General features: G+C 29.3%; 17 protein-coding genes, 4 tRNA genes and 1 pseudogene. 9 read left to right on the top strand and 13 right to left on the bottom strand.

Features of this window, described 5'->3' with window-relative positions:
• Positions 1 to 264 precede the first annotated feature (264 nt).
• The 8 genes from pabC to rluC all read right to left on the bottom strand — a co-directional run bounded on the left by pabC (position 265) and on the right by rluC (position 7,915).
• Entirely contained in the window at positions 265 to 1,089 is an 825-nt protein-coding gene (pabC, locus tag M9394_RS00340; protein WP_250247403.1) for an aminodeoxychorismate lyase, read from the bottom strand.
• Between the two features lie 608 nt (positions 1,090 to 1,697).
• Entirely contained in the window at positions 1,698 to 1,949 is a 252-nt protein-coding gene (acpP, locus tag M9394_RS00345) for an acyl carrier protein (protein ID WP_250241176.1), read from the bottom strand.
• Positions 1,950 to 2,081: 132 nt separating this feature from the next.
• Positions 2,082 to 2,816 carry a 3-oxoacyl-ACP reductase FabG gene (gene fabG / locus M9394_RS00350; protein ID WP_250250053.1) on the bottom strand — a complete coding sequence of 245 codons (735 nt, stop codon included), beginning with the start codon at positions 2,814 to 2,816 and terminating at the stop codon, positions 2,082 to 2,084.
• A gap of 29 nt (positions 2,817 to 2,845) precedes the next feature.
• The gene (fabD, locus tag M9394_RS00355; RefSeq protein WP_250250055.1) at positions 2,846 to 3,784 is read right to left on the bottom strand and encodes an ACP S-malonyltransferase; all 939 of its coding nucleotides are present in this window, start codon (positions 3,782 to 3,784) and stop codon (positions 2,846 to 2,848) included.
• Positions 3,785 to 3,807: 23 nt separating this feature from the next.
• Positions 3,808 to 4,761 carry a beta-ketoacyl-ACP synthase III gene (locus M9394_RS00360; RefSeq protein ID WP_250247400.1) on the bottom strand — a complete coding sequence of 318 codons (954 nt, stop codon included), beginning with the start codon at positions 4,759 to 4,761 and terminating at the stop codon, positions 3,808 to 3,810.
• A 5-nt stretch (positions 4,762 to 4,766) separates the two neighbouring features.
• A complete protein-coding gene (plsX, locus tag M9394_RS00365; protein ID WP_250247531.1) occupies positions 4,767 to 5,777 on the bottom strand; it encodes a phosphate acyltransferase PlsX in 1,011 nt (336 codons plus the stop codon).
• A 51-nt stretch (positions 5,778 to 5,828) separates the two neighbouring features.
• Positions 5,829 to 5,999 (bottom strand): 50S ribosomal protein L32, encoded by a 171-nt coding sequence (gene rpmF, locus M9394_RS00370; RefSeq protein WP_250247399.1) that lies wholly within the window; start codon positions 5,997 to 5,999, stop codon positions 5,829 to 5,831.
• 944 nt (positions 6,000 to 6,943) lie between these two features.
• Positions 6,944 to 7,915, bottom strand: coding sequence for a 23S rRNA pseudouridine(955/2504/2580) synthase RluC (gene rluC, locus M9394_RS00375; protein ID WP_250250057.1), 972 nt, complete (start codon positions 7,913 to 7,915; stop codon positions 6,944 to 6,946).
• Between the two features lie 519 nt (positions 7,916 to 8,434).
• On the opposite strand from rluC, the gene rne reads away from it, so the two are divergent.
• The 3 genes and pseudogenes from rne (at position 8,435) to M9394_RS03350 (ending at position 13,681) form a co-directional block, all read left to right on the top strand.
• A complete protein-coding gene (gene rne, locus M9394_RS00380; protein WP_250250059.1) occupies positions 8,435 to 11,038 on the top strand; it encodes a ribonuclease E in 2,604 nt (867 codons plus the stop codon).
• A gap of 390 nt (positions 11,039 to 11,428) precedes the next feature.
• Positions 11,429 to 12,355, top strand: a complete 927-nt coding sequence (gene lpxL / locus M9394_RS00385; protein WP_250247395.1) for an LpxL/LpxP family Kdo(2)-lipid IV(A) lauroyl/palmitoleoyl acyltransferase — start codon at positions 11,429 to 11,431, stop codon at positions 12,353 to 12,355.
• A 377-nt stretch (positions 12,356 to 12,732) separates the two neighbouring features.
• Positions 12,733 to 13,681: pseudogene (locus M9394_RS03350) on the top strand (L,D-transpeptidase family protein).
• A gap of 142 nt (positions 13,682 to 13,823) precedes the next feature.
• On the opposite strand, the gene M9394_RS00400 reads toward M9394_RS03350, so the two are convergent.
• The 3 genes from M9394_RS00400 to pgsA all read right to left on the bottom strand — a co-directional run bounded on the left by M9394_RS00400 (position 13,824) and on the right by pgsA (position 14,967).
• A tRNA-Leu gene (locus M9394_RS00400) sits at positions 13,824 to 13,905 on the bottom strand.
• A 14-nt stretch (positions 13,906 to 13,919) separates the two neighbouring features.
• Positions 13,920 to 13,990 (bottom strand) — tRNA-Cys (locus tag M9394_RS00405).
• Between the two features lie 425 nt (positions 13,991 to 14,415).
• The gene (pgsA, locus tag M9394_RS00410; protein ID WP_250247388.1) at positions 14,416 to 14,967 is read right to left on the bottom strand and encodes a CDP-diacylglycerol--glycerol-3-phosphate 3-phosphatidyltransferase; all 552 of its coding nucleotides are present in this window, start codon (positions 14,965 to 14,967) and stop codon (positions 14,416 to 14,418) included.
• Positions 14,968 to 15,465: 498 nt separating this feature from the next.
• Here pgsA and M9394_RS00415 point away from each other — a divergent pair.
• Positions 15,466 to 15,539 (top strand) — tRNA-Lys (locus M9394_RS00415).
• Positions 15,540 to 15,834: 295 nt separating this feature from the next.
• Here the strand turns inward: M9394_RS00415 and M9394_RS00420 are convergent.
• Positions 15,835 to 15,918, bottom strand: a tRNA-Ser gene (locus tag M9394_RS00420).
• 331 nt (positions 15,919 to 16,249) lie between these two features.
• Here M9394_RS00420 and M9394_RS00425 point away from each other — a divergent pair.
• The 5 genes from M9394_RS00425 (at position 16,250) to M9394_RS00445 (ending at position 21,587) form a co-directional block, all read left to right on the top strand.
• The gene (locus M9394_RS00425; RefSeq protein WP_250247386.1) at positions 16,250 to 16,579 is read left to right on the top strand and encodes a TusE/DsrC/DsvC family sulfur relay protein; all 330 of its coding nucleotides are present in this window, start codon (positions 16,250 to 16,252) and stop codon (positions 16,577 to 16,579) included.
• Between the two features lie 167 nt (positions 16,580 to 16,746).
• Positions 16,747 to 17,064 (top strand): heat shock protein HspQ, encoded by a 318-nt coding sequence (gene hspQ / locus M9394_RS00430; RefSeq protein WP_011282960.1) that lies wholly within the window; start codon positions 16,747 to 16,749, stop codon positions 17,062 to 17,064.
• A gap of 830 nt (positions 17,065 to 17,894) precedes the next feature.
• Positions 17,895 to 18,413 carry a bifunctional 3-hydroxydecanoyl-ACP dehydratase/trans-2-decenoyl-ACP isomerase gene (gene fabA / locus M9394_RS00435; protein ID WP_250247383.1) on the top strand — a complete coding sequence of 173 codons (519 nt, stop codon included), beginning with the start codon at positions 17,895 to 17,897 and terminating at the stop codon, positions 18,411 to 18,413.
• A gap of 347 nt (positions 18,414 to 18,760) precedes the next feature.
• Complete coding sequence (asnS, locus tag M9394_RS00440) at positions 18,761 to 20,170, top strand: asparagine--tRNA ligase (RefSeq protein WP_250248011.1); 1,410 nt, start codon at positions 18,761 to 18,763, stop codon at positions 20,168 to 20,170.
• A 211-nt stretch (positions 20,171 to 20,381) separates the two neighbouring features.
• Positions 20,382 to 21,587, top strand: a complete 1,206-nt coding sequence (locus M9394_RS00445) for an amino acid aminotransferase (RefSeq protein ID WP_250250063.1) — start codon at positions 20,382 to 20,384, stop codon at positions 21,585 to 21,587.
• Between the two features lie 151 nt (positions 21,588 to 21,738).
• Here M9394_RS00445 and M9394_RS00450 read toward each other — a convergent pair whose 3' ends face one another.
• Entirely contained in the window at positions 21,739 to 22,404 is a 666-nt protein-coding gene (locus tag M9394_RS00450; RefSeq protein ID WP_250247530.1) for an MBL fold metallo-hydrolase, read from the bottom strand.
• Between the last annotated feature and the right edge of the window lie 4 nt (positions 22,405 to 22,408).

A 22,408-nucleotide genomic window follows, 5' to 3' on the forward strand; every position in this document is an offset into this window, starting at 1 on the left:
ACATATGCCCTAATCGTATCTTTTCAAATATATAACCATAAAACCCAGAATAATAAAACCTAATCAATCCTACAAGGATTGCCAATCATGATTTATATCGTACGGATGCAAATATCATTTTCTACGCCACACAGTAATATCTTGAAGAACAATTATTATTGAAATCATTAGTTACTTTTAAATAAATTGATACGACATATAATTATAACTAACAGAGAGCATAAATATTTCATTTATATTATTTTCAACAACATTGTAAATATTTTAAATTTTATTATGTATAATATGAAAACGTAGCAAATGAAATAATGTTCTATCCGAATACACACAATCATCAATTGAGTTAACTGGCGCTAACGGTAATAAAGCATTTGTAATAAAAACTTCATTTGCATTTTTTAAATGTTCAGGTCCAACCGTCACTTCTCGTATACAGTAGCCTAATTTTGGTAATAATTTTAGTACTAATTGACGCATAGTTCCATTAACACCGGAATAATATAAAGATGGGGTAAATACTTGGTATTTATATCTCCAAAAAATATTGGCACTACAACATTCTACCACGTTTCCATCAGTGTCCAAAACTAGTGCTTCATCAGTTGTGTCGTTTTTGCTTACCCAAATGGCAATCATAACTTGTTCCAATCTATTAAGATGCTTTATTCCTGCCAAGCAAGAATTACGTGCTAACCGCACAGTACTCGTTCTTAAACGAATCCCAGAATGAATCCAGCGTGTGTAATATTTTGGCAATCGACTAACATGAATTATACGTAATGGTTCAATATCATTATTACATCGATATCCATATAGTCTGTGACTATTACTCCTACTTATTATTACTTTAATAACATTATATATATCATTATACGCAGCCGCCTGTTGCATTTCTTTATGCAGAAGATTAAAATTAAAATTGTTAAATATTAACCTTTTTGCTGAAATAACCAATCTATCCATATGCCAATCTAAAAAATCTATTTTTCCATTTTGTACTTTAGCAGTCGTAAAAAATCCATCTCCAAAATGTAAAGCACGATTATTTAATGATATTGTTTTTTTTGAAATTCCATTCACCCAATACATTTTAATCTCAATCAATCAGTGTTTAATAATGTTAATAATTATTTATATAATTAATACTAAAATAATTATTAATGATCATACATAACAAAAAGATAAACATTATTTTTTATTTATATGCGCTGTGTGTTACTCACATTAAAATAAACATAATCACACATTAACGCGTACAATATCAGCACGCATGCAATTAATATCTATCTTACCCTATATCTTTATGTAGACAAATGTTTAATCTAACCTGATTATCATGTAGATCTTGTGATATCTTCAATTTTATAATAAAACAAAACGATTTATATTAATATTCATAATGTTCTCTATAGAGATAAATTTTTTGAAACTACTATCTTTTAATGTTCATACACTATTTATTACTATTTTTCATACTATAATTCGATTTTTTAATAAAAAAATAATTCGTGAATTTATTAATCAGTGTATTAAATTATTAAACTAGATAAAGATAACACTCACACATTTAACCAAATGCATACATAACAAGAACTATCTCCGATAGAATTTAATTCATATTATGATTATGAATATAATTTGCTAAAAATCATTCATATATTATTTAATTACAACAAAATAAAGATATCAGTTTATAATTAATTACTCTTATTTTGCTGATGACTATTACTAATAAAATCTATTGCCGCCTGAACAGTTGTGATTTTTTCAGCTTCTTCATCTGGAATTTCAGTATCGAACTCTTCCTCTAACGCCATAACCAACTCAACAGTATCAAGAGAATCAGCTCCAAGATCATCAACAAATGAAGCATGATTTACTACTTCCTCTTGTTTAACCCCTAATTGTTCAGAAATAATTGTTTTTACTTTTTCTTCTATAGTACTCATATTTTTATTTTCCTATCAACATACACTTATATATAGTATCCAAAAATATAAACCACACGACACTGCAAACGATGAATAAAATACATTTGTATTTTCTTATATTTTTATTTAAAATAAATCACATAGAATAAATTAACCCATATACATTCCTCCATTAATATGCATCGTTTGCCCAGTAATATAGTTTGAATGATCAGAAGCAAAAAATATTACCGCATAAGCCACATCTTTGGGATCTCCAAAACGATTAACTGGTATTTGTAATAAAATATCATTTTTTTGTTTATCAGTTAATTTTTTAACCATATCTGTACAAATAAATCCTGGTGTTACCAGATTAACCGTAATGCCTCTCGAAGCAACTTCACGAGCTAAAGACTTTGTGAACCCAATCAATCCTGATTTAGCAGCCGAATAATTTGTTTGCCCAGCATTGCCCATAACACCAACTACAGAACCAATATTAATAATTCTACCATAATGTTTTTTTATCATCGATTTTATTACCGCTTTAGACATACGGTATACAGCGGTTAAATTTACGTCAATAACAGATTGCCATGTATCATCTTTCATATATAACAAAATATTATCTTGAACGATACCAGCATTATTCACTAATATATCAACACTATCAAATTCTTGGCGCATTTTTTCAAAAAAAAGATCGATAGAACATTTATCTGTAACATTTAATTGCATCCCTTTTCCTTGATTTCTTAAATACCTATTAATGTCTCTGACACCTAATTCACTAGTTGCAGTTCCTATTACAGTAGCTCCGTACATTGTAAACATTTCGAGAATAGCACGACCAATACCGCGACGAGCACCAGTTACTAAGACAATTTTTCCATTAAAATTCATCCTACATGTACTCCTCTTATACAAATATATCAATTTTTATTAATTTTAATTGCTTCTGACAAAGAAATAGGATCATTTACTGACAAACTAAACACATCACTAACAGTACTACGTATCAATCCGGTTAATATTTTTCCAGGTCCCATTTCTAAAAATCTTTTAATTTTTTGATGAATGCAATATTGCACGATTTCATGCCAACGCACCGGAGTATATAATTGCCGTATTAATGCATTACGAATATCTTTAGGTTCCCACTCAACACATGCATCAACATTATTTACTACTGGTATTCTAGGAGTAGTAATGACGATTTTTTCTAATTCTTTTCTGAATTTTACAACCACTGGTTTCATTAATGAGCAATGCGATGGAACACTAATCGGCAGCATAAGTATATGTTTAGCACCTGCATTTTTACAACACAAATTGACACGATTTACTGCTTCTTTATGTCCGGCAATAACCACATGTCCAGGCCCATTAAAACTAGCAGGAGAAACAATTTGATCTTGTTGTGCTGCTTTGCATAATTCAAAAACAACATCATCACTTAGCCCGATAATTACAGACATAGCTCCACGTCCATACGGTACTGCTTCTTGCATTAACATACCACGTATCATTACTAATTTAACTGCAGAATACAAATCCATACCTTCCGCGCATACTAAAGCAGAATATTCTCCTAAACTATGACCAGCCATTATCTTTGGTGTACAACCTCCCTGCTGTTTCCATATTCTCCAAACAGCTACTGAAGCTGTTAAAATAGCTGGCTGTGCTCGATAAGTTTTATTTAATTCTGTAGCAGGCCCACATTGTACCAATTTCCATATATCATAACCTAGGATCTCCGATACTTCAGAAAAAGTCTCTTTTACTAACGGATAATGTTCCGAAAGAGTTCTTAGCATCCCTACTTGTTGAGCTGCCTGTCCTGGAAATACCACAGCTAATGTATTCATAATAATTAATATTCCTCTCATAATTAAAACCGTAACAACGCTGAACCCCAGGTAAATCCAGCCCCAAACGCTTCTAGTAATACTAGTTGACCTGACTTAATGCGACCATCACGTACAGCTTCATCTAACGCTAAAGGAACAGAAGCTGCAGATGTATTCCCATGTCTATCAAGCGTAATTACTACTTTTCTCATATCCATATCTAATCGTTTAGCAGTAGCAGAAATAATTCTTAAATTAGCCTGATGAGGGACTAACCAATCTAATTCATCTTGATGTAAATTGTTAACATTCAAAGTTTCATCTATAACGCGCGCTAAAACAGAAACAGCTATTTTAAATACTTTGTTGCCAGACATGGTTAAATAATTAGATATAGTAGGACTCTTCCTATTACAATTAGGCAGAGTCAATAAATCCCCATGATCTCCATCTGCATGTAAGTGAATAGAAATAATACCTGGTGTTTTCGAACGACCAAGTACTACTGCCCCTGCTCCATCCCCAAATAAAATCAATGTTCCACGATCTCTAGGATTTAGAGTATGACTTAAAGTATCTGATCCTACAACCAAAGCATAATCTACACTTCCATTTTTAACATATTGATCTGCTACACCTAGCGCATAAACAAATCCAGAACAAGCTGCTGATAAGTCGAAGGCAATAGTATCTCGTATATGTAGATCACGTTGAATTTGACATGCTGAACTAGGAAATGCATGACTGGAAGATGTAGTTGCAACAATAATAATCCCTACTTTGTCAGCGTGCACACGAGACATATCTAAAGCTCTTTTAGCAGCAAAATAACCCATTTTGGCAACAGTTTCATCAGAAGTAGAAATACGCCGTTCTTGAATACCAGTACGGGCAACAATCCATTCATGCGATGTATCTACCATTTTTTCTAAAACAATATTAGATCTAATGTTTTTAGGTAAATAACTCCCTGTTCCAAGAATTCTAGTAAACATGTATATTAATGATTATTTTTAGATAGCACTGCACTTAATTGATGAGAAATTTTTTCTGGAACCTCCCGTTCCACGGCATGCATTGCCTGTGTGATAGCGGCAATAAATGCGTGTTGATTAGCTGCTCCGTGACTTTTTATTACCGTACTACGTAAACCTACCAAGTGAGCACCATTATACCAATCAGGGTTAAATTGATTAAATTGCTTAAACAGATACTTTCTGATCCAAAAATTAATAATTTGCATAAACCAGTTCAGCTTATTTTTTTTTCCTGACGATTGTAATGTTGATAAAATAACTCTTATAACTCCTTCCATAGTCTTTAAAGTAATATTGCCAATAAATCCATCACAAACCAAAACATCTGTTTTCCCCATTAATAAATCATTTGCCTCAACATAACCAACATAATGAATTGATGAAATAGTATGCAATATCCTGGAAGCATGACGAATATTATCCAATCCTTTAGTTTCTTCCGATCCGATATTTAATAATGCTACTCTTGGATTACTTACTCCTAAAATTTGCTGTGACAATACTGAACCCATGATCGCAAACTGTACCAGCATTGCTCCATCACATGAAATATTCGCGCCTAAATCTAAAATAACAGTTTTTCCTTGTTTTTGGTGCGGCAGCAACGTTGTTAAAGCAGGACGTTCAATACCGTGTACAGACTTAAGCACTAATTTAGACAAACCCATGAGAGCCCCTGTATTTCCTGCGCTAACACAAGCGTGAGCGCGACCCGACTTGATAAGCTCTAAAGCTACACGCATCGAGGTATCTTTGCTTACTCTGATAGCTTGAGCAGGCCTCACATCTCCGCTTATTACCGATTTTGCTGGAATAACAGTTAATCTATCAAGAAGACCTATAGACTTTGATGCTGCTAATATGGGTAAAATTGCATCAGGATTTCCAACAAGTAACAATCTAAGTTTTGGATATAAAGATAATGCTTGTAAAGAAGCAGGCACCGTTACCACAGGACCAAAATCGCCACCCATTGCATCTAATGCAATAACCAAATTTTGTAGCTGTATATCGTTTTTCAAAAATTACTTCTCAATCATTTTTCGCCCACGATAAAATCCATCAAAAGTAACACAATGACGTCGATGTATTTCTCCAGATGTCCGATCTATTGATATAGTAACCGAACGCAGCGCATGATGAGAACGACGCATTCCTCTTGTAGAACGAGTAGATTTATTTTGTTGTACGGCCATGCTATACTCTCCTTTTGATATATTTCAATATTATTTTTCATCCAAAGACCGATCTAATCTGAATGAGATCGACTAATAATTAAAATATTCACTTATTTAATCACACACCTGTAGTTTTTTAAGATAGAAATATTGTTTATTTTCAATATAAAAATAATTATTTACCAGAAAATATATTATGATTAATTATCTATCGTTCCGCAAATATAATTTTTTATTTATTTAACCTACCTTTTTTATATTATCACAAAACATGCTTCTAACTGTTTAAAAAAATAGTGACCCCATATAATCACCACATTTACACACATAATTATATATTTTAAACTGCATAAAAATGCAGTTGATATAAAATATATTATATACATTATAATGCTGTATTTTTACAGTTTCATTTTATGAACCTACTGCTTCTTAAAATAAGAAATATCATTTAAGACACATTAAAAATAGATCTTTTAACATCGATCACTAACACATTGATCCAACTAATAAAATTTCATGATATATTTCAACAAAATTCAACTCACTTAAATATATACAATCCTTAACTCATGATATTATATAGCTCATCCTAAATATTACATTCTTACTTATAATTAACATTACTAAAATATACATATACTCTACAACTTATCAAAAAATTGATTAATTTTTTATTCTTTAAGATAAATTTTCTAAATATTTGTAACTAACATTAACTGCGCAGAATAATTAAATTATACGGTTACTTCAAAAAACTCATTGTTTCATAATATTTTTTATATTAAAAATAAGTAATTAAATCAATGTGTAATTTACGTATATTTTTTATTAAAAAAATAAATAGGCACAATTATTTTAAAATAAAATTACGCATATCATCCTTCTAATAGAAATTAACAATAATAAATTTTAATTATTTTAAATAATCTATATTTCTACTAATATTTTCCAATAAACAATCACAATTTTTTTATAGATAAATTTCTTAAAAAAAATAAGCAATTGTGAAATGATTGACCTAATGGCGCATATATATGGAAATTTTTTTTTGTGTTTGGATGGATAAAACGCAATATAGAAGCATGTAAGAATAATCGATTAAATCCAAATCGTTTAAATAGAGTATTAGATTGATAATTACCATACCGGTTATCCCCTACAATAGGATGACTCGCGTATTGAGTATGTACTCTAATCTGATGTGTGCGTCCAGTAATAGGTTTAATTGCCAGAAAAGTCGCTACGCTATCAAAATATTCTTTAATTTGAAAATGAGTTGTAGAAAATTTTCCCTTTTCCGAGTCTATGTAAACAACTCTGCTACTGTTAAGTAAAGTGTTTTTTTTAAACAATGGCGCGGATACTATTTGTAGATTTACATCCCATTTTCCATGTACTAAAGCTAAATATTCCTTTTTCATATTTTGTAAACGTAACTGTTCATGTAAATATACTAAAGCAGTACGTTTTTTAGCCACTAATAACACACCAGAAGTTTCTCTATCTAAACGATGAACTAACTCTAAAAACTGTGCTTTAGGACGCAATGCTCGTAATCCTTCAATAACACCAAATTTAAGACCACTTCCTCCATGTGCAGCAATGCCAGTAGGCTTGTTCAGTGCTAATAAATAATCATCTTCATAAATTATGATATTCTGTAAAAATGCAACTTCTTCCATATATTTCGTATTAAATCTATTGATTTTTATTCCTCTTATTGGAGGAATTCTTAATAAATCTCCTATTTGCAACTTATACTGAAATTTAATTCTTTTTTTGTTAACACGTATTGCACCAGTTCGTATAATTCTATAAATCATAGATTTAGGTGCTACTTTTAAATAAGTATACAAAAAATTATCAATTCTTTGACCAGAAGAACTTGAAGAAATTCTAATAGAATGTATATGAATATCATGTTCTTTCATAATAAACCATGGCAATTACATAATTGTTTTAATATAATAATAAAGATAATAAAAAAATCATAATTTTAGAAAACTAATATAAGTTTGCATGATAAATACTGTAAATATTGATATATTTAATATTCGCAATTAATAATTTTAAATTAAAAAACTTAATTTCACACGTATATAATTTTTATAGTGTTATTTTTTCATCTAATACCAAGTACAATTATTAGTTCATTTGATTATAGTAAGATTACTTATAGCTGATGTATTCTTAAAAAATAACAACAATAATAAATATTATTCGTAATGATGTTATGTACAATACAATAGTCTATCGATAACTAATATTATGATTTGCATAGATATATGGTTATTAACAATTCCAGGAACCTTCTAGACAAAAAATAATTATACATTTAAGTATGTAAATACAAATCTATTAAACATCAAACTATAAAAATACTGAAAATAATTAGATATTTAAATCAAAATATCTACATTTCAATATATCAACATTGAGCAAAAATTATAATGAAAAGAATGTTAATTAACGCTACTCAACAAGAAGAATTACGAGTAGCATTAGTAGATGGGCAACGATTATATGATCTAGATATTGAAACAGTAGGTCATGAACAAAAAAAATCAAATATTTATAAAGGAAAAATTATCCGAATTGAACCTAGTTTAGAAGCAGTATTTGTAGATTATGGAGTCGAACGACATGGATTTCTTCCTATAAAAGAAATCTCACACGAATATTTTCTTTCTTCGTCATCTTCCTATAATAAGTTCAATATTAAAGAAATTTTATGTGAAGGACAAGAACTAATTGTACAAATAGATAAAGAAGAAAGAGGAAATAAAGGTGCTGCATTAACTACTTTTATCAGTTTAGCAGGTAGCTATTTAGTACTCATGCCAAATAATCCCAAATCCGGTGGAATCTCAAGACGAATTGAGGGAAACGATCGTATCGGATTAAAAGAAATTCTATCTACTTTAGAATTACCTGAAGGAATGAGTTTAATTATTCGTACCGCTGGGTTGGGAAAATCTATCGAGGCATTAGAATGGGATTTAACTTCTCGCTTGCAACATTGGAAAACCATCAAAAATACTGCAGCAAAGCACTTGGCTCCTTTTTTAATTCATCAGGATAGTAATGTTATTGTACGTGCATTTCGAGATTATTTACGCCCAGATATAGGAGAAATTTTAATTGATAATCCCAAAATTATGAATTTAGCTAAAGAACATATAACTTCTTTAGGTCGCCCAGATTTCACTAAAAAAATAAAATTTTATAATGGCGATATTCCTTTATTTAGTCACTACCAGATAGAATCTCAAATAGAATCAGCGTTTCAACGAGAAGTAAGATTGCCATCTGGAGGCTCCATTATTATAGACACTACCGAAGCTCTAACAGCAATCGATATTAATTCTGCACGCTCCACTAAAGGAGCAGACATTGAAGATACAGCTTTTCATACCAATTTAGAAGCAACTGATGAAATAGCACGTCAGTTACGTCTTCGTGATGTAGGCGGATTAATTGTTATAGATTTCATAGACATGACTCCAATTCGACATCAACGAGAAATTGAAAATAGCTTAAAAATAGCGGTGCATCAGGATCGTGCCCGCATTCAGATAGGACATATTTCTAAATTTGGTCTATTAGAACTATCTAGACAAAGATTAAGTACGTCGCTTGGAGAATTAAGTCATCATATTTGCCCACGTTGCAGCGGAACAGGCAGCATTCGTGACAATGAATCTCTTTCTCTATCAATTTTACGTTTAATTGAAGAAGAAGCGCTAAAAGATAATACTTATGAAGTACATGCTATCGTTCCTGTAGCTATCGCCTCATATTTACTCAATGAAAAACGAAAAGCCATTAGCGATATAGAACAACGACAAAAAGGAGTTCGTGCCATCATAGTACCTTACGAACAAATGAAAACTCCAAATTACGAAGTACGACGTATACGTAAAGGAGAAACATACAATAAACCAAGCTATTTGTTAGCAACAAATCAAGACTATGAAACAACCCAATCATCAGGAGAAATAATTTCTTCAAATTACACTTATACTACAGAAAAACTACAGCCAAAAACAAGCACCGCATCAAATTTAGTACCTATTTATAACAAAATTTTTTATTATGCAAATTTCAAATTGCAATTTAAATCAAAAAGAGAAATATCATGGTTTGATAAAATCAAAAATTGTTGCCATAAAATACTCAGTTTATGTATTACAAGTTATAATAATTTAAAACAAATATTATCAAAAATAATCACCAAAAACATTAATTGGATATATACTAAAATTATATATCAACACAGACCATCTCAAAACACAAATCATTATTTAAAGCCATATCCGAATTTTTATTCTAAATACAGTAGTAGTAATAATAATAAAAAAAATTATACCCATAATACAAAAAACAAAACTGATTTAAATAATCATAAAAAAATAACAGATTTTTTTAATAAAGATAATAGTAACAATACTAAGTCTCTATCGAAATTTAATGACAATATTTACAAATCTGTACCTACTCCCTGCTACACTAATCCAACACAGTCTATTGAAAAAATAACGAAAAAACCAGCTATACGGAGATATAAAAAAAGATATACGCACAACGTCAAACATCAGCACTTAAATAAGGCACATCATTCAGAATATTGGATATGGCGAAAACATCACCAATCTGAGCACATCTTGCATATGAAAGTAAATAAAGAACCAGTAGTACCTATAAATATCAATTCCTACAGGATATATAATACAGCAAATTCCTGCGTTTTTGACAAAAAAACCACCGTTGCTGAAGTAAACTCTAATACTATTGATAATTCTACAAATATTCATATCTCTGCTTTGACATCAAATACTCTACATATTCCAAAAAATACCAATACTATTATACACTATCCACATGTCACTCCTAAACATTATAACAACATATCTCAACAAGACAACAATAACCGCACACAACTAATTCGGCGTATACGCCGATCTTCTCGTCATTTTCGTATCAATTTTAAATACCGATTACAACGACGTCGAGAAAAAATTGCCTTAAAAAAATACAATAATATTACTAAATAAATATGACATAGTGCTAAAATAACTCTCGAAATTTCGTTACATACACATACCTTTCATATGTCTAAAATATAATCCAAAATAAAAACTAGTTCTTTATTTTCTAATAAAATAAATTTACAATTATATTTTAATTTTTAAGATTTACAATCTCTAAAGAAATGACTAATTAACATAAATATATTTCCTACATGCATGAACCTATATACCTAATTTTAAAAAATTTTATTCGCTGAAAAAGTACATATAGATATTTAAGTATGCTATACTTAAATATCTATATGTACAATTTTATGAAAATAGATTCCTGAAAATATATATGATTGTAACAATTAATATTGTAAATATACGCTAATACATTTTTTTATGTCGTTTATATGACGTTAACTACATATGAGAAAACTTCCAGTTTTTAATTACTCTTTTTTGCGCCCACGATTTTGGTTAATTTGGTTAGGTATAGGAACATTATATATTTTAGTATTACTCCCTTATCCTATCATACACTATCTTGGTACTAGAATTGGTCGTATTACAAAATATTTTATGATAAATCGCATGCGTATTATTCGTAGAAACTTAGAACTCTGTTTTCCTAATTTACCAAGTCAAGAACAACAAAATTTGTTCAACAAAAATTGTGAATCGATAGGTATGGGGATATTTGAAACTGGCATGGCTTGGTTTTGGTCAGAACATAGAATTAAACGCTGGTTTAAAATTAGCGGGCTAGACAACATAACCCAAGCACGACGAAAAAAAAATCAAGGCATATTACTGATTGGGATGCATTTTTTTACTTTAGAATTAGGTGCACGAATTTTAGGTATGCTAAATCCAGGCATTGGTGTCTACCGTCCTAATAATAATCCATTATTAAACTGGTTACAAACTAAGGGACGATTAAGATCGAATAAAACCATGTTGGACCGTACTAATATTAAAGGTATGATCAAAGCTTTACAACACGGTGAAATTGTCTGGTATGCACCAGATCATGATTATGGATATAAAAACAGTGTATTCGCCCCCTTATTTGCAGTGTCAAACGCAGCGAGTACTATCGGTACTTATATACTCACAAAAATAGCCAAACCTGCAATTGTTCCTTTTGTGGCACGCAGATTACCTAATGTTCTCGGATATGAACTACTAATTTTGCCAAATCAACAAGATGAAATACCTTTAGATACAAATGTCGATATGATCAAACACATTAATAAAGTAATCGAACAAGTAATCTTACTAGCCCCTGACCAATATATGTGGTTACATCGTCGATTTAAAACCCGTCCTCCTGGAGAATCTTCTTTATATTAATAAAACAAACAAAATCAAACAACTTATTGCAGGCCGATAAAATTACTCATATTATATAAATTATTATTGATATAAATTCAGATACGAAAAAATATGCGTAATTTATCCATCTCATTTCATAATTAAATATTATTTAAATCATATTATACTCACAATGTTGCTATTTAACTAAGGAATCATTTTTTTTTGAAATTAATAAAAATTAAATTTTTATATACTGCTGAATTTCATACAATTTTTGATATAATAAGAGACTACATTGATTGATTTTAAGTTATAATTAAACGTTCCTAAAAATTTTTAAAATAATTTTTACAACACTATTAATCATATACAAAAATAACAAAACATATATTTTTTAAACAATGTAAATAAATATGAATACAAAAATATATTTTTATAATATAATATTTTTTATTACTGGTTTATATCAGTATTTAGCTTCTGCTACTGTTTATACATTACCTGATAACAATAATAGACTAATAGGAGAAAATATTGAAATTGTCACACCTAAAAACAATACATATTCTCTTGAGTATTTTTCTGCACAATTTCAAGTAGGAATGAGCAACATGTTAGAAGCTAATCCCGACGTCGATGTATATCTTCCAGGTTCAGAAAAAAGATTAATAATTCCACATCAATTAATTTTACCAAATACACCTCATTCGGGAATTGTTATCAACAATGCTGAAATGCGATTATACTATTATCCTGAAAAAAAAAATACTGTAATTGTGTTACCGATAGCTATCGGGACCATTAAAAATGCAACACCATCACATTGGATAACTTCAATAACACATAAAAAAAAATCCAATTTGGATCCCTACCAAAAATATGCGTGATGAATATATTAAACATGGAGAAACCCTACCTACCATATTTCCGTCTGGATCTAATAACCCTATGGGGCTGTATGCTTTATACTTGGAAAAAAATTACGCAATCCACGGCACCAATAAAAATTTTGGAATTGGCCTTAGAATAACTCGAGGCTGCATAAGATTACGGCCTGAAGATATTAAATACTTATTTAACGTTGTCCCCGTCGGTACTAAAGTGCAGTTTATAAATGAACCTGTGAAAAGTACTGTTGAAAAAAATGGTATGCGGTATTTAGAAATTCATAATCCTTTGTCTTGTAACAAAGAAAAAAAACAATCAGAAGCATCGATAATAGAACATTTAAAACAGCAAATACGATCTATATTAATAAACGATTCCAACGTAGATTATGAAATAATTAACAAAGCATTAAAAGATCGTTCTGGTATACCAATAAACATCACACGTAAATTTACCAACAATGAAAACAAATAACTATTATAAATAGCCATCTATATTAAACATAATGGCATTGCACTTTAAACACATACTAAAAATTATCAAATCAATTTATTTTTAAATAAAAACCATTTTTAATATTTAAAAACTTTTATCCCACAATAGCATTATAACAAACTACCCGGGACGAGATTTGAACTCGTACAGTCAAAGCCGAGGGATTTTAAGTCCCTTGTGTCTACCAATTCCACCACCCGGGCTGTTCAGAATAAAAAGACGCGTCTCGGAATTGAACCGAGATATACGGATTTGCAATCCGATGCATGACCACTCTGCCAACGCGCCTCACAAACAATGTTAATCAGATATACAATAAAGTACATAATCCTATCAACATAATCATATTTTAATCATATATTCTTCAGTAACAATTCAAATTATTACTGATTAACTTAGCAAATAGTAGATCTACAGTAATCTCAAACTATCCTTTTATTTAAAAAAATACAGTTCTTACACGATACAGATTCAAACATCAACATAATTTTCATCATATTGGCATCAGTGATTAAATTCAAATTATATTTTTGTCTTTAAATAAGTGTACATTTACTATATGTGTAATATACATATTTAATGTTTGAATATAATGTAATTTTACACAAATAACCCTATACCTATATATAATAGATATAGGTCAATGCTAATCAATTTCTCAAATAAATACAATTACATTCTGACCTTAAAATCATAATCTATATAAATAAAAATCAATAATTAAACAAGTCATAACGCACAATATATAAATAAAGGCACATAGACCAAAATGTCAATAACACTGAGGCATATAGCGCAACAATGCCTATAATTACTATCCATTCATCAGAGCTCCATAGTAATGCAGTTAAAGCCAACATTTGTACAAATGTTTTAATTTTGCTAATCCATAAAACCCCAATGCCGTTACGATTACCAATCGCAGCTACCCATTCACGTAATGCTAATATAATCATTTCACGAATAATTATAATAGACGCTGGTAATGTGACCCACCACGCATGAAAATGCTCAGCGATTAAAACAAGTGCTGCAACTATCATAACTTTATCTGCTACTGGATCTAAAAATTTACCAAAGCTAGTAGTTTGTTTCCAACGACGAGCCAAAAACCCATCAAACCAATCTGTGACAGCCGCAACAAAAAACATAATGGTGCATATCATCGGCGCCCACCTTACAGGTAAATAAAACATCACCGTAAAAAACGGCACCATGATAACACGCAATAAAGTAAGATATGTCGGTATATTAATAAAATCCATAATAACAAAAAACAATTAATCTAACAAAATCAGAATGTTAACCCTTGAAAATACTACAAATTTACAAATACACATTCCATCCTTTATATTTATACAGAATCTCACATAATAATATTATTCACTATCAATATAACCAAAATTCTTAATTAGATAAACCACTACCCATTTACCTTATAACCAATATTCTTATAACATAAAATCGAAATATAGTATCTATTTATTTAATAAACTACATCGTTGCAACCTTACGTCATAAAATATTTATAAAATACATAATCATCAATTTTCTCTATTATTATGTGATATAATAGAACATGAAGACCACAGTACTCTACTGCTGTAGATACAATATCTATGAGTTACTATAATTAATTGAGCTGTCTTTAGCCCAGTAAATAACCAATTACACATATTAATATCACGTATTAATATATAAAGAATAAATAATCAAAATTCAATTTAATTACTAACATAGTATCGTATATTTAAAACATAATTGGGTCGTTAGCTCAATATGGCAGAGCAGTTGACTCTTAATCAATTGGTTGTAGGTTCAAATCCTACACGACCCAATCAATGAGACACTACAATATCTGCTAACATTTTCAGTAAATTAGAGAAACCTTTAAAATTTTTTACATAAATATATATCTATGAAATAACTGCAATATTAGAACAAAAACTTTAATAATCACTTCTAAATGCATGCTCTTAAAATAGTATAAATGAAAAACCACACATTAATTATCAAAATAACTAGTTTTTAAGAAGTATATTTGCTTATACAATTTTTAAAAAATGATAAAAATATTAATTTTTATCACATTCCATTAGTACGAAAAAAATAATCATTATACTTTAAAGCTCCGGAGGAGTAGAGATTCGAACTCTAGAATGCTTTGCATTACCGATTTTCAAGACCGGCGCCTTAAACCACTCGGCCACTCCTCCATAAGATTTGAAACAATATAACTATTTTATCATTTTTTGGTACATACAATAAATACATTATACTTCTACGCGTAGCAAAAACTTAAACGATTTAAATTATTAATTTAATACTAAAATCAATACTGAATTATAAAAATAATTCCTATAAATAAAAAAGACCATATTTAACGACATTATTGTTAATCTATATCAAGTATAGAGTATACTACTATGAATATACATACTCATAGTTAATACAATTTTGATTATATCTAAATTTAAACACTATTTTAGTCTCCATACATTATTATTGAATCATAATAAATTTATTAAGTAATTAAGGAGTAACCCTATGAAATATAATCAAATTAATGTTAATGTTGACACACAAGGATATTTAATTCACCTTGAAGATTGGAATGAAGAAATTGCAATTAATATTGCTAAATTAGAAGGCATTACACTGAACACAATACATTGGGAAATTATATATTTTGTACGAAAATTCTATATGGAATTTAATTCGCTACCCAAAATTAGAATATTAATCAACGCTATAGCGCTTAAACACGGTAAAGAAAAAGGAAATAGTCAATACCTTGCTCGTTTATTTCCAAAAGGATCTGCGGCTCAAAAAATTGCAAAAATTTCCGGCCTTCCTAAACCCGTTAAATGTTTATAATAAAATAAGCACACTTTTAAATTTAGAATAAATTGTTTTATTAAATACTTTTAACATTACAATAGAAGGCTATTAAATCTACTTAATAAATAATTTACCCTTGATTTTGTTATCTTATCCCATATCTATCCTATTATTTCCAGTAGGTAATATTTAATGGGGGGTTTATGATAGCTAGCAAATTTGGAATAGGACAACAAGTACGCCATAAATTATTAGGATATTTAGGAGTAATAATAGATATAGATCCAGAATATTCTCTTGAAAAACCTACATTAGATGAAATTACAAAAAATGACACCCTACGAAAATCTCCCTGGTATCATGTTGTTATGGAAGATGAAGAAGGAAAACCCATGCATACTTATTTAGCAGAAGTACAACTAGGGTATGAGAACATACTAACACATCCAGAACAAACAACTTTAGATGAGCTTTCTGAATCTATTCGTTTACAACTGCAAACACCAAGATTAAGAAATTAATCTTCATATCCAAGAAACTTTTAATGTACATATAAAAAATTATCAAAAATATCATATTTTGTATGGAAAATATGATGATATTAAACACTTTTCAAATGGTTATATTGTGTTATAAATATAACCATTTGAATTCAATAATATCTTAAATTTTAAACATATCTATTATTTGATATCAAATTCAAATAAAAATTTAATCGTAGTAATTAATTTCCAATCACACCTATATACAACATAACTTTTATCTCCATAGCCTATAGGAAGCGCATACTTGAAACATATCAATTGATGCTTAAAATATTTTTATTACCACATATTAATTACAATAAATACCAATTGACATATTTTTTTCATAATTTAGATTCACATTTATCTAATATAAAACTATTTTTTTAATAGAACATAATATGTATATTATATTATCTTTAATAAAGATATATTTTCCAAGAAATATATATTTATAAAATCACACACCATTAAATTATATTTGATATCAAAAATAACCATTACTATATTAAAATAATACATATTAAATATAATTACGCGCACTTAAAAAAATTCATATATATTTAATAAACAATAATATTTTCAGACTCAAACAGATATAATAGAATAGTTCAGAAAATGAACATACAACTTCAAATTTCATTAAAACATAATGACTTAAACTTTTTATCAAAAAATTTAATCATTTAATAAAATTATTAAATATATAGTGTAATAAATATTTTTCATCATATACATATACACATACGGAATATAATCACATTTAATAAATTTGATATTTTATATTATACGAAATGAGCAAATATATTCATAAGATGAGATGTACTATGCTTAATAAACGTGAATACTATACAAAAGAAGATCTATTAGCTTCCAGTAGGGGGGAATTATTTGGAAAAAACGGACCTACACTGCCCGCTCCTAACATGCTGATGATGGATCGAGTAATAAAAATGACTAAAAATGGAGGCAATTATAATAAAGGATTTATAGAAGCAGAATTAGATATTCAATCAGATATGTGGTTTTTTAATTGTCATTTTATAAAAGACCCAGTTATGCCGGGATGTTTAGGATTGGATGCTATGTGGCAATTAGTAGGGTTTTACCTCGGTTGGCTCGGAGGAAAAGGTAAAGGACGCGCTTTAGGAGTAAAAGAGGTTAAATTTACTGGCCAAATTTTACCTACGTCTAAAAAAGTTACTTATTTTATTCATTTTCGAAGAATCATCAACAGAAAGCTAATTATGGGCATGGCTGATGGTGAAGTATTATGTGATGGGAAAATAATTTATACCGCAACTGATTTAAAAGTTGGATTATTTAAAAATTCTACAGTATTCTGAAATATTTAGAGATATAAAATATAAAAATATTTTCACGTATTAATGTAACTATATTAACTAACTCCATCAAAATTTAACTTATTTCATATAAAAGACGTAACTATCATATATTACAACAACTAACAATATATGTTGTTATTTTAACAATAAACATATCTCTGATTAATAATTTATTAAGTTATAACAGTTATTTATATCTGATCACGAGTGTACTCAAAGAAATAAAAAATTGTGAGCTATATATACTACATACTATTTCAAATACAATTATCAGTATAAGATGTTTAACATTTATAATATAACTAAAAATTAAAATATTATTAGTCTAAAAATCAGGAGACTATAAAATGAATGTAGTATCAGTAGTAGATATATTAAGCGGCCATGTATCAAAAAATACTGAAATTACTATACAAGGTTGGATTCGAACCCGACGAGATTCTAAAGCTAACATTTCTTTCCTAGATCTATACGATGGTTCATGTATTAACTCGTTACAAATAATTGCGTGTGATAAGTTACATAACTATAAAAATGAGATATTGCGTTTAACTAGCGGTTGTTCAGTTATAATTGTGGGAATAATAGTTAAATCCATTGGTATAAAACAACATATTGAAGTAATTGCAAAAAACATTAAAATATTAGGATGGATAGAAGATCCTAGTACTTACCCAATAACTGCTAAAAAACATACTATGGAATATCTACGTGAAGTTTCACATCTGAGACCACGTACTAATATAATTGGTGCTGTTGCTCGTATCAGAGACACGTTATCACAATCTATTCATAACTTTTTGCATAAACAAGGATTTATATGGATTCCTACTCCTATAATTACCGCATGTGACACTGAAGGAAGCAGTAAAATGTTCTGCGTATCTACTTCAGAAACTCAACAAATTTTAAATAATCCAAACAAAAAATTACATCATACTCACGACGCCTATGACTTTTTCAGTAAAAAAGCTTTTTTAACAGTATCAGGTCAATTAAATGCAGAGGCTTATGCTTGTGCGCTATCAAGAGTATATACTTTTGGTCCAACTTTTAGAGCAGAATATTCCAATACTAATCGACATTTAGCTGAATTTTGGATGATAGAACCAGAAGCGGCATTTATGACTTTAGATGATATTATTATTTTAGCAGAATCTTTACTTAAAAACATCATCAGAATACTCCTTGAAAAACGTTCTGATGATATAAAATACTTAGCTGATAAAATAAACAAAAATATTATTACTATCCTGGAAAATTTCTCTGAGATTAAATTCAATCATATAGAATATACTGAAGCAATAAAATTATTAGAAATATGCAACAGAAAATTTAATAATCCGATCCACTGGGGAACAGATTTATTTTCTGAACATGAAAAATATCTATCGGAAGAATATTTTAAATCCCCAGTAATAATAAAAAACTCTCCAAAAAACATCAAAGCCTTCTACATGCGTTTAAACGATGATAATAAAACTGTAGCATCTATGGATATTTTAGTTCCCGGGATTGGTGAAATAATTGGAGGTTCACAGCGAGAAGAAAGATTATCAAAATTAGATCAAAGATTACAAGAAAACTGTTTAAAACAAGAAAATTATTGGTGGTATCGTGATCTACGACGCTACGGAACAGTGCCTCATTCAGGGTTCGGGCTAGGTTTTGAAAGATTAATGATATATGTAACAGGAATAAAAAATATTAGAGATGTCATTCCGTTTCCCAGAACCTCAAAAAACATTAATTTTTGACAAAATCTATAGGCATCAATACATAAATAAAATAAATCTAATTATAATGCTTAAAAATAATCCATATATATACATTATTATATGCATGATTATATATTTATATTCTTATATTATTAAAATTGAAAATTTCAATATAAATAATTGGAAAAACGTGATAGTTTTTGATATAAATAAAATATTCTGCATATTATAATAAATACGGATGCATGTTATGTTTAAATCTATTAAAATGGCACCTGATGATCCAATTCTTGGTTTATCAGAAATTTATGATGCTGATGAACGAAAAAATAAAATTAATCTAGGAATAGGCGTATATATCGATAAACTGAAAAATACTCCTGTTTTAACTAGCGTCAAACAAGCTGAAGAATGGTTACTAAAACATGAAATTAGTAAAAATTATCTTAGCATAGAAGGTTTACATTCCTTTAATACTGCGACTCAATATTTATTATTTGGAACGGATGATAATTCTATTATTTCAAAAAAACGCATGCGAACTGTTCAAACTCCTGGAGGAACTGGTGCGTTACGTATTGCAGCTGAATTTATAGTAAAAAATACCAATTCTAAACGCATATGGATTAGTTCTCCTACTTGGATCAATCATAGAAATATTTTCCTTGCTGCAGGATTAAAAGTATACACTTATCCTTATTATAATAGTGTAACTCGTTTACTAAGTTTTAATGAATTATATTCAAGTTTAAAAGACGTTAAGCCTAATGATGTCGTATTATTCCATTGTTGCTGCCATAATCCTACAGGCATTGATCCTAATGCCGAACAATGGGAATTACTATCGGAATTATCAGCAAAAAAACAATGGTTACCTTTGTTTGATCTCGCTTATCAAGGATTTTCTCGTGGTTTACAAGAAGATCTTGAAGGTTTATATATTTTCTGTAAAAAAAATTCAGAGTTGATAGTATGTAATTCTTATTCAAAAAACTTCGGGTTGTATAATGAACGGATAGGAGCGTGCACTGTAATCGCTAATAATAATGAAGATGCTGAACACGCATTAAGTCAATTACGTGTTATTATTCGAGGAAATTATTCCAATCCACCAGCTCATGGAGCATCCGTTGTATCTTTGATATTAAACAACAAAGATTTACGATCTACATGGGAAAAAGAACTCAAAAACATGCGAGAAAGCATCAATCATACGAGAAAATTATTTGCAAACACTTTACAAACTAATGACAAAAATAGAGATTTCAGTTTTATTGAACAACAATGTGGTATGTTTTCTTTTATGGGTTTAAATGAAAATCAAGTGATGAGATTAAGAGATCAATTTGGTATTTACCTAGTAGGAGCGGGTAGAATTAATTTATCTGGTTTATCAGATGATAACATCACTTATGTCAGCGATTCTATAATTAAAACCTTACAAACAACAGCGTAACCATCTTGATGGTAAGATAGTTGGCGGATGTTTAATTGCATTTATTTTAATTAAAATAAATGCAATTAAACATTTATAAAACACAAATAACAAAACGACACACACACTTCGGTCTCTCTTAAATTTAAAGATTTTCTCTCATTAAAGAGCATCATAAATTTTTACTATGACATATATGTGTTACGTAAATATTATTTAAACGCTCATAACCCAGCGTAGAGCTGCTACCATGTCCCGGTAAAAACAGAATATCATCTCCCAATGGAAACAATTTAGTCTTAATAGAATTAATTAAGACTGCAATACTCCCTCCGGGCAAATCCGTACGACCAATACTTTTTTTAAATAATACGTCTCCCATCACCATAAATTTTCGTATTTTATTCCAATATACTATATGTCCCGGAGAATGTCCTGGACAATGCAATACATCAAAAACTTCGCGACCCACTTGTACTGTATCGCCATCTTCTAACCAAACATCTGGAATAACTGCAGTAGTACTACTGTTAGGAAGATCGACATCTAACATTCTGCATTGAACAGATAAATCATCTAACAACGATTGATCAGCTTTGTTTGGACCTATTATTGGAATTTTATAATATTGTCGTAACTCCATAGCACTACCAACATGATCAAAGTGACCATGAGTTAATAAAATTTTATTTACTTTTACTCCTAATTTATCTATTTCTGATCGTAATTTGTTACTTTCTCCTCCAGGATCTACTAAAACTGCTTCATGTGTTACTTCGCACCAAATTATTGAACAATTTTGATGAAAAGGAGTAACTGGTATAATATTGTATCGCATATCC

Source organism: Candidatus Blochmanniella camponoti, from assembly GCF_023585825.1.
GTDB lineage: Bacteria > Pseudomonadota > Gammaproteobacteria > Enterobacterales > Enterobacteriaceae > Blochmanniella > Blochmanniella camponoti.